Here is a 13,999-nt window from a genome sequence, read left to right as displayed (position 1 = left end):
CAGAACAACTTTAGGTCTATGCGATAATTTCCGGAAGTCAGGAAAAGACCCGGAGGTTGTCGGATGGAACAAATTGAAAAGGAAGTTGTAAAGAAGGAGATCAAGGCGGAGCGGTGGGCGATAGTTGACCAGCTGGACGAATGGCTTGAGATACCGATGCTGTTGCTGAGCATCATCTGGCTGGTCTTGCTTGTGCTTGAGATGACCAGGGGTATCAGCCCGTTTCTCGAAACGCTCGGGAATGTCATCTGGATAATCTTCGGTATAGATTACGGGGTCAAGCTGTTGCTGGCGCCGGAAAAGTTTGAGTATATAAAGCGGCATTGGCTGACGCTGCTCGCTCTCGCGTTGCCGGCACTGCGTATATTTCGGGCGTTTCAGGCATTCAAGCTGCTCCGAGCTGCACGTGCGGCGCGCGGCCTGCGGTTGGTGCGGCTGCTGACGTCGCTTAATCGGGGCATGCGTTCGCTCGGCTCCGCCTTCAGTCGACGGGGCCTGGGATATGTTCTGATGTTGACACTCATCGTCGTAGTAGGCGGAGCCGCCGGAATGTATAATTTCGAAGAAGGTGTTGAGGGTGGCTTTGTCAGCTACGCGGATGCATTGTGGTGGACAGCCATGATGATAACGTCGATCGGCTCAGACTATTTTCCAAAAACAGCCGAGGGCCGAATGCTCTGTCTTTTGCTGGCAGTTTATGGTTTCGCTGTTTTTGGGTATATGACGGCGACTCTCGCGACCTTCTTTATCCAACGCGACAAAGAGACGGCACCCGACCGCGGTGAACCATGCATTGCCGACCTACAGAGTGAATTGAAGGAACTTAAGGCGATGTTCGCCGACCGATTACCCCAGAACTAAGATGGAACTTTTCATAGCGACTACAACCTTCGAGTGGAGCTGAGAATCTGTTAGAGCAATACATCTTTCAGCTTAAGAGTTACGACCCGGTTCTGGCGATCCTCGGGACGCTGGTGCTTGTGATATTGGTCGGGACTTCTGCCCAGATCTTGGCCGATAGGCTTCGCGTGCCGGCGACGGGACCATTGCTGTTGGCCGGCCTGCTTATCGGAAAGGCTGGATTAGGACTTATTCAGCCGGAAATTCTGGGTGATGTTCTTCGGGTGGTCATAAAGGCGGCGGTCGCTATCGTCGTTTTCGAAGGTGGATTGCTGATCAGCGTAAAGGAGCTTCGCCATGCCTCGCGGGCAGTTGTCGGCCTAGTAACAGTTGGTATATTGATCACGACCTTCCTAGCCGGGCTTCTCGTTCATTTTCTGCTCGGGTGGGACTGGGAGCTGAGCCTCCTGTTCGGAGCGATCGTTTCGATCACCGGGCCGACCGTCATAACGCCGATCCTTCAAAATGTATCGGTCAATCGACGGGTGAAGACCACACTTGAAAGTGAATCGATAATTGCCGACCCGCTTGGCGTGATCCTCGCGTCGCTGATCTTTACCGCCATTGTGTCGCCGTTGGGCCTGAAGGCGGCGATTCCGACTGGACTCAAAACGCTTCTGGTTGGGGTGATCGTTGGCGTTGCAGTTGCAGTAATTGTTTGGGTGCTGAGCGATCGCTTTCGAATGCTTCCGTCCAAATTTACGCGGATCGGCATCTTGGGAGCGGCTCTGGCTTCATACACCATTGCCGAGATATTTGCCCACGAAGCCGGAGTGATGGCGGCCGCAATCGCCGGCATAGCGATCGGATCTCTCAACATTCCTCACAAAGAAGAGGTCGAAGATTTTAAGGGCGACCTGGCGAGCATTGCCATCTCGAGCGTGTTCATTCTACTCGCCTCCGGATTGCTTTTAAGCGACATCATCGCGCTCGGCTGGCCGGGTTTGTTGATCGTCGTGATCATGATATTTGTCGTTCGCCCGATCCGGGTATTTTTCTCAACCTTTGGGTCGGAGCTGAAGACGAACGAGAAATGGTTCATCTCGTTCCTCGGGCCGCGCGGTATAGTTGCTGCTTCGATCGCGACATTCTTTGCACTTAAGTTGGGCGACAATGGGATCGTCGGGTCAGAGTCTTTCGTTCCAATGGTTTTTGCGATAATTCTGGCAACAGTAGCTACACAGGGAACATTTGCGAGCCAAACCGCAAAATTCTTTAAGGTTATGCCACAACATATATTGATAATCGGAGCCGACGAAACGGCAAGAATTTTGGCCGAAAAGATGGTCGAGGCCGGCGAGTCGATCTCACTCATAGATACTGACAAGGAAAGCTGCGAGCTCGCGAAGGATATGCGTGGCGTTACGGTCTTTTGCGACGATGCTACAAAGCCGGAGGTGCTGAAGGAGGCTGGCCTGAAGGAAGCTAAATGTGTGGTCGTCGCGACCTCGAGCGACAAGGTCAACATTCTCATAAGCCAGGCGATACGGTCGGATTACAATGGTATGAGATTGGTCGCCAGAGTGAATGATAGTACCAACCTGAAGGCTTTCGAACAGGCCGATATCGAAGTGATGAGCCCGCCAAGAGCGGTCGCTACGATCCTCGAGAACATCGTACTTCGGCCGAGTTTGTTCGAGTTTCTCTCAAGTGGTATGGGCGAGGAACGGATGCGCGAGATCGCGGTAGGACGACGAATAAAGCGCGGGACACGAATCGCCGATCTTGGCCTCGGTAAATGTGTTGTGATCGCTATACGACGGGGGGATGACCTCATCATGCCGAAAGGTGACACCAAGATCGAGCAACGCGACGTGCTGACAATTTTAGGTGAGCAGGGCGATCTCGACGAAGCTTTTGACCGGCTTAAATAGAAGCGACCTTGCTCCGCGGTCACAAAATGGTGGGTTAGTGACGATATGGAACTTTTTGAACTTACGAAGGCTTTGATGAACATTCCTTCCGTTTCCGGCGAAGAGGAAGCGGTCGGGCATTTTTTGCGTGACCATCTGATGTCGTTCGGATGGACGGTCGAGCTTCAGCCGGTTTCAGAGAACCAGAATAACGTGATCGCGACTTTGAACGACACACCGCGGGTCTGGCTCTCGACGCATATGGACACGGTGCCGCCATTCATTCCGCCAACCGAGGACGACGAAAAGATCTACGGCCGCGGGGCGTGCGACGCAAAGGGGATCATCGCGGCGCAGATCGTGGCGGCGGAGCGGCTTCGGCAAGAGGGAATCAACGACATCGGGCTGCTCTATACCGTTGAGGAAGAGCGGTCGAGCACGGGTGCGAAGGCGGTCAATGAGCATCCGCTTGCGGCGAAGTGCGAGTATATGATCAACGGCGAGCCTACGGACAATGACCTCGCGATCGGGTCCAAGGGTTCGTTTCGGCTGCTGATCAAAACGTCCGGCAAGGCCGCACATTCGGCGTACCCCGAGCAGGGCGATTCGGCGATCGAGACGCTTCTGGATATTCTCGACGACATCCGCCGAACGCATTTCCCGCACGACGATTTCTTCGGCGAGACCACCGTAAATTTCGGCACCATCGACGGCGGGCTTGCCCTTAATATCATTCCACCAAAGGCGGAAGCCGGGCTTCTTATCCGCCTAACGACAAAAAGAGAGCCCATCGAACAGGCTCTCGAAAGCGTCGTCCGCGGACGCGGCAACATAGAGGTTCTCTCGTGCAGCGAACCGGTAAAGCTCCATCCGGTAGAAGGCTTTACCCAAAAGGTGGTCCGCTTCACCACCGACATTCCGCACATGCCCAACTGGGGCAAGCCGCTCCTCCTCGGCCCGGGTTCGATCCTCGTTGCACACACGAAGGACGAATTCGTGCTGAAGAAGGATCTCGAATCGGCTGTCGATCTGTACGGATCGCTCGTCAGAAAATTGTTACCAAAAGCGGTCACGGAGACCGCCGAGGAATAGTATTTACAGTCACGTTGTCCTATGCGGCAGACTTTTTTATGAAACTTGCACTAATCGGATACGGGAAGATGGGGAAGTTGATCGAACGCCTTGCGGCGGAGCATGGGCATTCGGTCACGGTGATCATCAATGAAACTCACGCCGGGCTTCGGGCGGAGCAGCTTGCTGAGACGTTGCGTGCGGCTGAGGTTGCGATCGATTTCACGGTTGCGGCTGCCGTCGAGCGGAATGTGCGGGCGTGTATGCTCGCCGGGGTGCCGATCGTGGTCGGGACGACCGGTTGGGACGAGCAGCGGGACGAGATCGAAAAGATCGTTGCCGACGGCAATGGCTCGATGGTCTATGGAGCAAATTTTTCGATCGGCGTAAATCTCTTTTTCCGTATCGCCGGTTACGCCGCCGAACTGCTCGCCCGCTTTCCCGAATACGAGGCATTTATCGAAGAGCAACATCATTCGCAAAAAAAAGACAGCCCGAGCGGCACGGCCCTGAAGCTCAGATCCGTTGCCGAAGATCATGTAAAGATAGGCGAGATCGCCGCGACGCGTGCCGGCAACATCCCCGGAACGCACCGGCTCGGGTTCGACGGGATCGCCGATCAGATATTTATCGAACACACCGCCCGGACCCGCGAGGGCTTTGCACACGGAGCGATCACAGCGGCCGAGTGGATTGTGGGGAAGAATGGCGTTCACGAGTTTACTCAGGTTATCGAGGATTCCATTGATGGAAGATCTGAGGCGCTTTAAGGTGATCGCGAAAGAAAGGCGGGTTGGAGTATTATCAGTATATGAGATCACGGCTTGGATGGATGACGGGCTGCGGGACGGCCCTTGTGACGCCGTTTCGGAAGGACGGATCTATCGACGAGGAGTGCTTTCGGCGGCTGATCGAGCGGCAGATAAAGGGCGGCGTGAAGCTGCTTGTGCCGTGCGGGACGACGGGCGAAAGTGCGACGATGACGGAGGACGAGCGGCTCATTGTGATCCGGCTCGCCGTCGAGGCCGCACATCGGAAAGAGGCAAAGGTGATCGCCGGGACGGGGAGCAACTCGACCGCGGCGACGATCGAATTTACGCGCAAGGCACGCGAGCTGGGCGTGGATGCGGCGTTGATCGTCGCTCCTTATTACAACAAGCCGACGCAGGCCGGGCTTTACGCTCATTTTTCTGAGATCGCTAAGAGCGTAAAAGACTTGCCGATAATGCTTTACAATGTGCCGGGGCGGACGGCCGCGAACATCTCGGCCCAGACAACGCTGCGGCTCGTAGCCGACCATCCGAACATAGTCGCAACGAAAGAAGCCTCGGGCGACCTCTCGCAGGTGATGGCGATCCTGGCCGGGCGGCCGAAGGGCTTTAAGGTCTTTTCCGGCGACGACGCGACGACGCTGCCGCTGATCGCACTTGGGGCCGATGGGCTAGTCTCCGTTATCGCCAATGAAATGCCGAAGGAGGCCTCGCGCATGGTCGAGAAGGCGCTCGACGGAGCTTGGACCGCCGCCCGCAAGCTGCACTTTCAACTACTGCCGCTGATGGAGGCAAACTTTATCGAGTCCTCACCCGCACCGTGCAAATTTGTTATGAAAGAGATGGGATTGCTCGAAGAAAATCTGAGGCTCCCGCTCGTCCCGGTGACAAAGGAAACTCAAGGTATTCTGAAGAAAGTGATCAAGGAACTGAATCTGAGCTAGCCAATTGTCAATTGAAAATCGGCTAATTGAGAAATGGGGAAAGCATGTTCATTTAACCAATTAACAATCGACAATTTGCCAATTCACAATTCGTTATGGAAATTGATGACCTGAAAAATGTTGGCGGCACTTCGGGCGGGCTAATCGAATTTTTGATCGGCCTTGCGATGGCGGTTGCCGGGGGATATATGCTCATTAGCCGCGTGATCGTGACGAGCGGCTTTTGGAACTGGGGCGGCTATAACGCGTTCGGGCTGTCGATGGTGCCGCTGATCGTCGGGGTCGGGATAGTTTTCTTTAACGGCAAGTCGCTGATCGGCTGGCTACTGGTCTTTACCGGAGCGGTCATCATCCTGGCCGGAATAATCATGAATCTCCAGATCTATTTTCAGCCGACGAACCTTTTTAACACGCTGATGATGCTGACGCTTTTCGCCGGCGGCCTCGGCCTGATTGCCCGCAGCATTAGAGAGCACAGTTAAGGCATAGGTTATATGGAATTGAAAGAAAAGATCGAGGCGTTGTTTGCGAAGACGGAGTTTGAGCCGGCGGACCGCGAGGTTTATGAGGAGTTCAAGCTCGCCTTGAGGCGAGGCGAGATACGCTCGGCGGAGAAGGATGCGGACGGGAACTGGCACGCGAATGCCTGGGTAAAGCAAGGGATATTGCTCGGGTTTCGGATGGGCAAGATGGTCGAGATGTCGCAGCCGACCGAGACGCTGCGGTTCTTCGATAAAGACACATTTCCGCTCCGCCCAATGTCGCTTGCGGACGGCGTTCGAATCGTCATCGGCGGTTCGGCGATCCGCGACGGCAGCTATGTTGCTCCGGGTGTGGTCGTGGTTCCGCCGGCGTATATAAACGTCGGGGCGTATGTTGATGAGGGAACGATGGTCGATTCGCACGCCTTGGTCGGCTCGTGTGCACAGATCGGGAAGCGGGTGCACATTTCGGCGGCGGCGCAGATCGGCGGCGTTCTCGAACCGGTCGGTGCTGTGCCGGTAGTGATCGAAGATGATGTGATGGTCGGCGGCAACACCGGCGTTTATGAAGGAACGATCGTCCGCGAGCGGGCAGTGCTCGGGACGGGTGTGATCCTTACTCGATCGACGCCTGTATTCGATCTGCCGAACGAACGCATCATCAAGGCAGAGGGCGGCCGCCCGCTTGAGATACCGGCCGGTGCGGTCGTGGTCCAGGGCTCGCGGGCCGTTTCGAATGAATTCGGCAAGGCGAACGGCCTCTCGATCTACTGCCCCGTCATCGTAAAATACCGCGACGACAAGACCGACGCTTCAACCAAGCTCGAAGACTATCTGCGATAAACGATCTGACGCAATACCGCCTAAAGCGGGAGACGATGTAAACTTATTAGTATGAGTAATGATCACGAAGTACCGGATGACGATCACGAAGAGCATTCGTTAAAGGAAAAGATCTCGGGGCTCGGGCAGAAGATCATTGGCGAGGTGGAGATGATCGGCGGGATATTGACGGGCGACCCGAACACGGCGGCCGAGGGTGAGTTTAATCTCGAGGTCGGCGATGCGCGCGAAGAGCTTGAAGAGGATCTCGAATCGAGCAAGCCGCCGCACCGCGAGACGGCTGAGGATGAGGCGTAAGCGATCTGGAAATGACAGCTGCATTTGAACAAAAGGAATTTCAACTGCCAAAGCGTTTGCAGGGGCTGCAGCCGACGCTGATCAGGCAGTTTTTTGAGCGGGCTTTGCCGGATTCGATCAATTTCGGATTGGGCGAGCCTGACCTGCCGACGCCGGATTTCCTACGCCGCGAGGCGGCACGGGTCGCGACCGACGAGCAGAATGGCTACACATCGCATCCGGGGCTTCCGGCACTTCGCGAGAAGATCGCTGAGCAGTATCCGCATCTTGGCCTTGGGATCAAGGACATCGTTGTAACCTGCGGGTCGCAGGAGGCGATGACGGCGGCGTTTCTGTCGATAGTCGATATCGGCGACGACGTGTTGCTTCCGAACCCGAGTTTTCCGGCTTACGACGCTTGCGTCCGCATTTCGCAGGGTAATCCAGTTTACTATCGCTTGCCGGCGGAGACGGAGTTTGCGTTCGACATCGAGGAATTCAAGCGGGCGATAACGCCGAAGACCAAGGCCGCGGTCGTCATCTCGCCTTCGAATCCGACGGGGAAAATCTTCACTGAGACCGACCTCAGGCAGATCGCCGAAGTGCTTGAGGGCACGGGCATTTATCTGATATCGGATGAGATCTATAGCGATCTTTATTTTTGCGAGCGGCCGCATTCGGCCTCGGAGTTTTACGACCGGACCGTGATCGTCAGCGGGCTTTCAAAGTCGCTCAGCATGACCGGATGGCGGCTCGGTTGGGCGGCAAGTTCGCGGCCCGAGGTTATGCACGGCATCCAGGTTCTTCATGGCTTTCTGACGGTTTGTGCCTCGGCGATAACCCAAAAGGCATCGCTGCTTGGTTGGTCTGCCGAGGCCGAGGATTTCAAGGCTCACGCCCGCGAGGTTTATAAGAAACGCGGTGATTTTCTGGTCGATCTGTTCGATAAAGAGCTCGGCCTAAAGGCGACGGCTCCGGAAGGTGCGTTCTATACAATGCTCGATGTTCGCTCTGTCGGCGACGACATAGAGATCGCCGAGAAGTGCCTCCAGAATCGCGTGATAACAGTTCCCGGCATCGCCTTCGGCTCAGAAGCAAAGGGATTCTTGCGGATATCGTTCTGCAACTCGGAAGAGCGAATGGCCGAAGGCGTTCGGCGGATTAAGGAAGCCATCGGAGTTTAGCAAAAGCTTAAATACTGTCCGTCCTTAATCTTGTTGAGAGAACGGGAGGTAGTGATGGTACGTTATCCGCTGGAATACAATAAAATACTTAATACAACGAAATACAACACCTTCGGGTGGGCCCGAAAACATAAGGACGGCACGCCGAGAGTTTCAACAAGGGCTCGGTCTGGCGCCTGAAAGGGGACCCGGATATCCGGTATCGACAGGAACCGTTGTCGGCGTGCAGCGTAACGACGTTGGAAAATACGGCAAGACGATCAATCTGAAGTTCTCGCACAACGGCAAGACGTATTACGCATTCTATTCACACCTTTCCGAGGTCTGGTGTTCCGAAGGACAGGAGATCACGGATATAAACTCGATGATCGGTGCGGTCGGCGATACGGGAAATGCAAAGGGCATTGCGGCCGGCCGAATTTCTTGGCAGCCCGCCCTATCATGGAGTCTACGCCTATGCTTTTGACGACTAAACAGTCACGCCATAACGCACAAAGATAAATAACGTTCGAGAATTGCCCGCTAAGCTTTTGGCACAGGATCTTGCCCACATCTTTTGAGAAAGTTAGAACATAAGGGCTTATGAGCAAGTAATTATAGGGTCGGAATATTGGGTGCGACCGGGACGGTTGGGCAGCGGTTCATACAATTGCTCGAACATCACCCGCAGTTTGAGATAACGGCGCTTGCGGCTTCGGACCGGTCGGCGGGGAAGTCGTTTGCCGAGGCGTGTGCGTGGAAGCTGGCCGGCGACATCCCGGAAAGCGTTCGCGAGATAATGGTCCAGCCGATCGAGCCGCCGATCGATTGCGACATCGTCTTCTCGAGCCTGCCGTCCCCGGTTGCCCGCGAAACAGAGGAGGCATTTGCCCGTGCGGGCTATCCGGTGATAAGCAATTCGTCGGTTTATCGGATGGACGAGGATGTGCCGCTCCTGATCCCGGAGATAAATCCCGATCATCTTGGGCTGATCGACGTTCAGCAGACGAAGCGCGGATTCAGCAAGGGATTTATCGTAACCAACCCAAATTGTGCGGTCGCGAGCTTTGCGCCGCCGCTTGCCGCACTTGACCGAAAGTTTGGCGTTGAGGCCGTGATCGTAACGACGCTGCAGGCGATCTCGGGTGCGGGCTATCCGGGCGTTGCGTCGCTCGACATCATCGACAACGTGCTGCCATACATCGCCGGCGAGGAGCCTAAGGTTGAGACCGAGGCGCAGAAGGTCCTGGGTAAGTTTACCGGCGAGGCGATCCGGAAGGCGGATTTCACAGTCTCGGCACAATGTTTTCGGGTGAATGTGATCGATGGCCATACGGCTTCAGTGAGGGTAAAGTTGAAGGGAAATTCGACGCTTGAGGAAGTGATCGCGGCGATGAAGGACTTCCCGACCCTCGGGCTGCATTCGTCGCCGGAGCAGTTCATCGAGGTGCTGGTTGAGCCCTCCAGGCCGCAGCCGCGGCTCGACCGCGACCGAGGAAACGGGATGACGGTGACGGTCGGCCGGATCTTTCCGGACAATATTTTCGATTACCGGTTCGTAACACTCAGTCACAATACGGTCCGCGGTGCGGCGGGCTCGACCATTCTTAACGCCGAGCTTTTGGCAAGCAAAAATCTGATCTAAACAATGAGTAGAGAGAACGTTCAAGAGCGCTCATTTGCTACCAAGGTTCTGGTGGCAATCACTATTGTCTTGCTTGTTCTGCTTCTTGTTGCCCTCATCTTTTATACCGTTGACATTCTTCTGCTGATCTTTTCGGCGGTGCTGATCGCGATCTTTTTGCGAGGGCTGGCAGTGCCGATCGCGGAGCGGCTTAAGATCGGAGAAACCTGGGCCGTTCTTGGCGTTTCGGTATTGCTTGTCGCGGTGCTTGCGGGCAGTATCGCGCTTCTTGCTCCGAACGTTGCGGAGCAGATGCAGTTGCTTCGCGTGAAGCTGCCGGAATCTGCAAGGCAGGTAAGCGAATACGTCGGCCAATACGGCTGGGGGCAGGCGTTGATCCGCCAGGTGCCGAGCGCGGACAGCATTATTGAAAAGATCGACACCGGGCAGTTGATCTCGGGCGTCGGCGGCGTGTTTTCTTCAACGGTCGGGGCACTCGGCAATTTCTTTATCGTCATACTGCTGGCGGTTTACATTGCCGCCGAGCCGCGGCTCTACTCTAGCGGGCTGATCAAGCTTTTCCCGCAGCCAAGCCGGCCGAGGGCCCGCGAGGTGCTGGACGCGATCGGCGACACTCTTAGCTGGTGGCTGATCGGTAAGATCGCGTCGATGGTTTTTATCGGTGTTTTGACATGGATCGGACTTTCGATAATCGGCGTTCCGCTCGCTCTGACGCTTGGGCTGATCGCCGGGCTGCTGTCATTTATTCCAAATTTTGGGCCGATCATCTCCGCACTTCCGGCATTGCTTCTGGCGTTTATTAATAGCCCGGTAACGGCGCTCTATGTGCTTGGGCTCTACATCGGCGTTCAGCTTATTGAATCGAACGTCGTAACGCCGCTTATTGAGCGAGAGACGGTCGAGCTGCCGCCGGCGCTTACGATCATTTTTCAGCTTGTATTCGGCGTGATGCTCGGCGCGTTGGGACTTGTTTTGGCGACGCCGCTGCTAGCGGTTCTGATGGTCACGGTCCAGATGGTTTATATCGGCGATGTGCTTGGCGACCGCGAGGTCAGCCCGCAGGCGGCCGGAGTTGAGGACGAGACAGAGGACGGCTGATGCATTTCTATGATCGAAAGATACACACTTCCTGAAATGGGCGCGATCTGGTCGCTCGAGAACAAGTTTCGCAAATGGCTCGATGTCGAGATCGCCGTCTGCGAGGTTCACGCTGAGGACGGGACGATCCCGGCGGACGCACTCGAAGAGATCAAGGCGAAGGCGGCCTTTACGGTCGAGCGGGTCAATGAGATCGAGAAGACGACCGACCACGACGTCATCGCCTTTACGACAAACTTGGCAGAGAACATCGGTCCGGCGTCGCGGTTCGTCCATTACGGGCTGACATCGAGCGATGTGGTCGATACGGCAAACGGCATTCTGCTCCGCGAGTCGTGCGACATCCTGTTAGCAAAGATCGACGCGATGCTGCCGGTGCTTAAGCGGCGGGCGTTGGAGTTCAAAGATACGCCGCAGATCGGGCGAACGCACGGCATACACGCCGAGCCGACATCCTTCGGGCTCGCCTGGGCCCTTTGGTACGCGGAGATGGAGCGGAACCGCGAACGGCTTGAGCGGGCGAGAGAGATGGTCGCGGTCGGCAAGATCAGCGGAGCGGTCGGGGCTTTTGCCCATTTGGCTCCGGACGTTGAAGAACGCGTTTGCGAACGGCTCGGGCTCAAGGCCGCATCGGTTTCGACGCAGGTGATCCAACGCGACCGCTACGCCGAGTATCTCTGCACACTGGCGATAATCGCTTCAACGCTCGAGAAGATGGCATTGCAGGTAAGGCATTGGCAGCGAACCGAGGTCCGCGAAGCACAGGAGAAGTTCAAGGCAGGGCAAAAAGGCTCCTCGGCGATGCCGCACAAGCGCAACCCGATCCTCTCGGAACGCATTTGCGGAATGGCTCGGACGGTTCGGGCAAACGCGATCGTCGGGCTTGAGAATGTAGCGCTCTGGCACGAACGCGATATCTCGCACTCCTCGGCCGAGCGGATCGTACTGCCGGATTCTTCGGCGACGCTTGATTATCTGCTCGCAAAGGCGACCTCGCTGCTCGATACGCTAGTCGTTTACCCCGAAAATATGCTGAAGAACCTCGGGATCACGCGCGGGCTCGTCTTTAGCGGGCAGTTGATGCTTGCACTGACGCAGAAGGGCGTTTCGCGGGAAGATGCTTACGTTTACACGCAGCGGAATGCGATGAAGGTCTGGGACGAAGGCGGCGAGTATCGGGAGCTTGTAATGCAAGACGCGGATATCTCGTCACACCTTTCGGAGGAAGAGATCGCCCGCGTTTTTGACCTCGGACACTACTTGAGGAACGTGGAAACTGTGTTCTGCAGGGTCTTTGGTTCGTCGGCGTCCTGATCTCCCGGTCAGTCCAAAAAGCGAATGCGAGGCCCGGAACATCCGGGCCTCGCATTAATAGTTTTTAGGAAACGGACGTAACCTCGATCTAGCTCGAGAACTTGTCCGCAAAGCCACCGATCACCGGTATCTTGTAGATCTGTCCCTGAAATGCCTTGACCGCAGCTAGGATCACGAACACCAGCATCGCTAGGCCGACAATGAGCATCAGCAGACCTGAAATACCGGAAACGACCGGGAGTCCGATGGCCGTATCGATGAAAACTCCGATAAACATACCGATGTAAAGAACGATAGTAAGCACGATACCGAGACCGAGCAGCAGCAGTGACTGAACCGCGTGAAATCGCGTTAACTTATTTTCTTTATCGGTAACTAACACGATAATGCTGTAAACGACGCCGAGGTAGCATACCAAATTTAGCACGTAGCATAATCCGGCACCGACGTTCGCATCCAACCCGAGGGCGGTCTTGCCGCCTGACATATTCTGCATAAAGTTTCCTGGTTCTCCTTAGTAGACGTTTGCGAATGATAAAGCTCGCGCAGAAAAAAGACTGCGGGAAACTTAACATAAGATGTTGCCAATGACAAGAATTTGCGTAACAATCTACAATTTATTTCGGAGACGAAAATGAAGGCAAAAGTATTCGTAACGCTAAAACCCGGTGTTCTCGACCCGCAGGGAAAGGCCATTCACCACTCGGCGGAACTGCTCGGGTTCGAGAACATTGCGGATATCAGGCAAGGGAAATATTTCGAGGTCGAAGTCAACGGAGGAGCCACCGAAGCCGAGGCCCGCGAGGCGGCCGAACGGCTCGCGAAGGACGTTCTGGCGAATCCCGTGATAGAGGACTACAAAGTGGAGCTGGAGGCCTGATGAAGTTCGGAGTTGTTGTTTTTCCCGGTTCTAATTGCGATCACGATGCTTATCACGTGATCTCAAAGCACGTTGGGCAGCCGGTCGATTTTATCTGGCACCGCGAGACAGACCTGAGCGGCTATGATGCGCTCATCATTCCGGGAGGGTTTTCGTATGGCGACTATCTGCGTGCGGGGGCGTTGGCAAGGTTCTCGCCGGTGATGCAGTCGGTTACAGAGTTTGCTGCCCAGGGCAAGTTCGTCTTCGGCATCTGCAATGGTTTTCAGATACTATGCGAGGCAGGATTGCTGCCCGGAGCATTGATCAGGAATGCGGGGCTGCATTTCATCTGCCGCCACGTGAACATTCGCGTCGAGAACCAGGGCACGCCGTACACGACGCAGGTCGATGAGGGCACCGTGCTTTCAATACCGATCGCACACGCCGAGGGAAATTATGTCTGCGACGATCCGACCTATAATGCACTTGAGGAGAACGGCCAGATCGTTTTTCGGTATTGCGAAGAGGACGGTGAGATAACGGACGCGGCGAATCCGAACGGTGCGAGGTCGAACATTGCCGGTATCTGCAATCTCAATCGAAATGTCCTCGGAATGATGCCGCACCCCGAACGGGCCTGCGAGGAACTTCTGGGGTCGAATGACGGACTCGGGATATTTCGCTCGCTGACCGCGGCAATTCAGTCGAACTAAAGAGTTCAAAAAGAGAAGAGGCCGTTTGAATTGCGATGATCTGTGTCTTCTTTCTGTGAGTTCTG

16 protein-coding genes are annotated in these 13,999 nt (G+C 55.5%); 15 read left to right on the top strand and 1 reads right to left on the bottom strand.

Annotation, left to right across the window (positions count from 1 at the left end; all coding sequences use genetic code 11):
* Nucleotides 1-63: 63 nt before the first annotated feature.
* The 13 genes from IPM21_10130 (at nucleotide 64) to IPM21_10070 (ending at nucleotide 12,359) form a co-directional block, all read left to right on the top strand.
* The gene (locus IPM21_10130) at nucleotides 64-861 is read left to right on the top strand and encodes an ion transporter (GenBank protein ID MBK9164255.1); all 798 of its coding nucleotides are present in this window, start codon (nucleotides 64-66) and stop codon (nucleotides 859-861) included.
* 113 nt (nucleotides 862-974) lie between these two features.
* Nucleotides 975-2,774: a cation:proton antiporter gene (locus IPM21_10125; GenBank protein ID MBK9164254.1), complete on the top strand. Its 1,800-nt coding sequence runs from the start codon at nucleotides 975-977 to the stop codon at nucleotides 2,772-2,774.
* Between the two features lie 45 nt (nucleotides 2,775-2,819).
* The gene (locus IPM21_10120; protein ID MBK9164253.1) at nucleotides 2,820-3,845 is read left to right on the top strand and encodes a M20/M25/M40 family metallo-hydrolase; all 1,026 of its coding nucleotides are present in this window, start codon (nucleotides 2,820-2,822) and stop codon (nucleotides 3,843-3,845) included.
* Nucleotides 3,846-3,883: 38 nt separating this feature from the next.
* Nucleotides 3,884-4,594: a dihydrodipicolinate reductase gene (locus tag IPM21_10115; GenBank protein ID MBK9164252.1), complete on the top strand. Its 711-nt coding sequence runs from the start codon at nucleotides 3,884-3,886 to the stop codon at nucleotides 4,592-4,594.
* A gap of 62 nt (nucleotides 4,595-4,656) precedes the next feature.
* Nucleotides 4,657-5,538: a 4-hydroxy-tetrahydrodipicolinate synthase gene (locus IPM21_10110; GenBank protein ID MBK9164251.1), complete on the top strand. Its 882-nt coding sequence runs from the start codon at nucleotides 4,657-4,659 to the stop codon at nucleotides 5,536-5,538.
* Between the two features lie 110 nt (nucleotides 5,539-5,648).
* The gene (locus tag IPM21_10105; protein MBK9164250.1) at nucleotides 5,649-6,020 is read left to right on the top strand and encodes a hypothetical protein; all 372 of its coding nucleotides are present in this window, start codon (nucleotides 5,649-5,651) and stop codon (nucleotides 6,018-6,020) included.
* A gap of 12 nt (nucleotides 6,021-6,032) precedes the next feature.
* Nucleotides 6,033-6,863: a 2,3,4,5-tetrahydropyridine-2,6-dicarboxylate N-succinyltransferase gene (locus IPM21_10100; protein MBK9164249.1), complete on the top strand. Its 831-nt coding sequence runs from the start codon at nucleotides 6,033-6,035 to the stop codon at nucleotides 6,861-6,863.
* 51 nt (nucleotides 6,864-6,914) lie between these two features.
* A complete protein-coding gene (locus IPM21_10095; GenBank protein ID MBK9164248.1) occupies nucleotides 6,915-7,160 on the top strand; it encodes a hypothetical protein in 246 nt (81 codons plus the stop codon).
* An 11-nt stretch (nucleotides 7,161-7,171) separates the two neighbouring features.
* Nucleotides 7,172-8,323: an aminotransferase class I/II-fold pyridoxal phosphate-dependent enzyme gene (locus tag IPM21_10090; protein MBK9164247.1), complete on the top strand. Its 1,152-nt coding sequence runs from the start codon at nucleotides 7,172-7,174 to the stop codon at nucleotides 8,321-8,323.
* A 64-nt stretch (nucleotides 8,324-8,387) separates the two neighbouring features.
* Nucleotides 8,388-8,789 (top strand): peptidoglycan DD-metalloendopeptidase family protein, encoded by a 402-nt coding sequence (locus tag IPM21_10085; GenBank protein ID MBK9164246.1) that lies wholly within the window; start codon nucleotides 8,388-8,390, stop codon nucleotides 8,787-8,789.
* A 141-nt stretch (nucleotides 8,790-8,930) separates the two neighbouring features.
* Nucleotides 8,931-9,947 (top strand): aspartate-semialdehyde dehydrogenase, encoded by a 1,017-nt coding sequence (asd, locus tag IPM21_10080; protein ID MBK9164245.1) that lies wholly within the window; start codon nucleotides 8,931-8,933, stop codon nucleotides 9,945-9,947.
* Between the two features lie 51 nt (nucleotides 9,948-9,998).
* The gene (locus IPM21_10075) at nucleotides 9,999-11,045 is read left to right on the top strand and encodes an AI-2E family transporter (protein ID MBK9164244.1); all 1,047 of its coding nucleotides are present in this window, start codon (nucleotides 9,999-10,001) and stop codon (nucleotides 11,043-11,045) included.
* 9 nt (nucleotides 11,046-11,054) lie between these two features.
* Nucleotides 11,055-12,359: an adenylosuccinate lyase gene (locus IPM21_10070; protein ID MBK9164243.1), complete on the top strand. Its 1,305-nt coding sequence runs from the start codon at nucleotides 11,055-11,057 to the stop codon at nucleotides 12,357-12,359.
* Nucleotides 12,360-12,447: 88 nt separating this feature from the next.
* On the opposite strand, the gene IPM21_10065 is transcribed toward IPM21_10070, so the two are convergent.
* Complete coding sequence (locus IPM21_10065) at nucleotides 12,448-12,855, bottom strand: DUF4870 domain-containing protein (GenBank protein MBK9164242.1); 408 nt, start codon at nucleotides 12,853-12,855, stop codon at nucleotides 12,448-12,450.
* A gap of 138 nt (nucleotides 12,856-12,993) precedes the next feature.
* Here IPM21_10065 and purS point away from each other — a divergent pair, with 138 nt between their 5' ends.
* Together purS and purQ are read left to right on the top strand one after the other, a co-directional pair.
* Nucleotides 12,994-13,239, top strand: coding sequence for a phosphoribosylformylglycinamidine synthase subunit PurS (gene purS, locus IPM21_10060; GenBank protein ID MBK9164241.1), 246 nt, complete (start codon nucleotides 12,994-12,996; stop codon nucleotides 13,237-13,239).
* A complete protein-coding gene (gene purQ / locus IPM21_10055; GenBank protein ID MBK9164240.1) occupies nucleotides 13,239-13,934 on the top strand; it encodes a phosphoribosylformylglycinamidine synthase subunit PurQ in 696 nt (231 codons plus the stop codon). Before purS ends, purQ begins: the two co-directional genes overlap by 1 nt.
* Nucleotides 13,935-13,999: the final 65 nt, after the last annotated feature.

It is taken from the genome of Acidobacteriota bacterium (genome assembly GCA_016716435.1).
Taxonomy (GTDB): Bacteria; Acidobacteriota; Blastocatellia; order Pyrinomonadales; family Pyrinomonadaceae; genus OLB17.
The sequence above is the reverse complement of the archived record's forward strand: the minus strand, read 5'-3'. Positions and strand labels throughout refer to the sequence as shown.

Coding starts and splice junctions, on each gene's coding strand:
- IPM21_10100 (MBK9164249.1), top strand. CDS start 6,033: ATGGAATTGAAAGAAAAGATCGAGGCGTTGTTTGCGAAGACGGAGTTT.
- IPM21_10065 (MBK9164242.1), bottom strand. CDS start 12,855: ATGCAGAATATGTCAGGCGGCAAGACCGCCCTCGGGTTGGATGCGAAC.
- IPM21_10095 (MBK9164248.1), top strand. CDS start 6,915: ATGAGTAATGATCACGAAGTACCGGATGACGATCACGAAGAGCATTCG.
- IPM21_10115 (MBK9164252.1), top strand. CDS start 3,884: ATGAAACTTGCACTAATCGGATACGGGAAGATGGGGAAGTTGATCGAA.
- IPM21_10070 (MBK9164243.1), top strand. CDS start 11,055: ATGATCGAAAGATACACACTTCCTGAAATGGGCGCGATCTGGTCGCTC.
- IPM21_10090 (MBK9164247.1), top strand. CDS start 7,172: ATGACAGCTGCATTTGAACAAAAGGAATTTCAACTGCCAAAGCGTTTG.
- purQ (MBK9164240.1), top strand. CDS start 13,239: ATGAAGTTCGGAGTTGTTGTTTTTCCCGGTTCTAATTGCGATCACGAT.
- purS (MBK9164241.1), top strand. CDS start 12,994: ATGAAGGCAAAAGTATTCGTAACGCTAAAACCCGGTGTTCTCGACCCG.
- IPM21_10120 (MBK9164253.1), top strand. CDS start 2,820: ATGGAACTTTTTGAACTTACGAAGGCTTTGATGAACATTCCTTCCGTT.
- IPM21_10130 (MBK9164255.1), top strand. CDS start 64: ATGGAACAAATTGAAAAGGAAGTTGTAAAGAAGGAGATCAAGGCGGAG.
- IPM21_10110 (MBK9164251.1), top strand. CDS start 4,657: ATGACGGGCTGCGGGACGGCCCTTGTGACGCCGTTTCGGAAGGACGGA.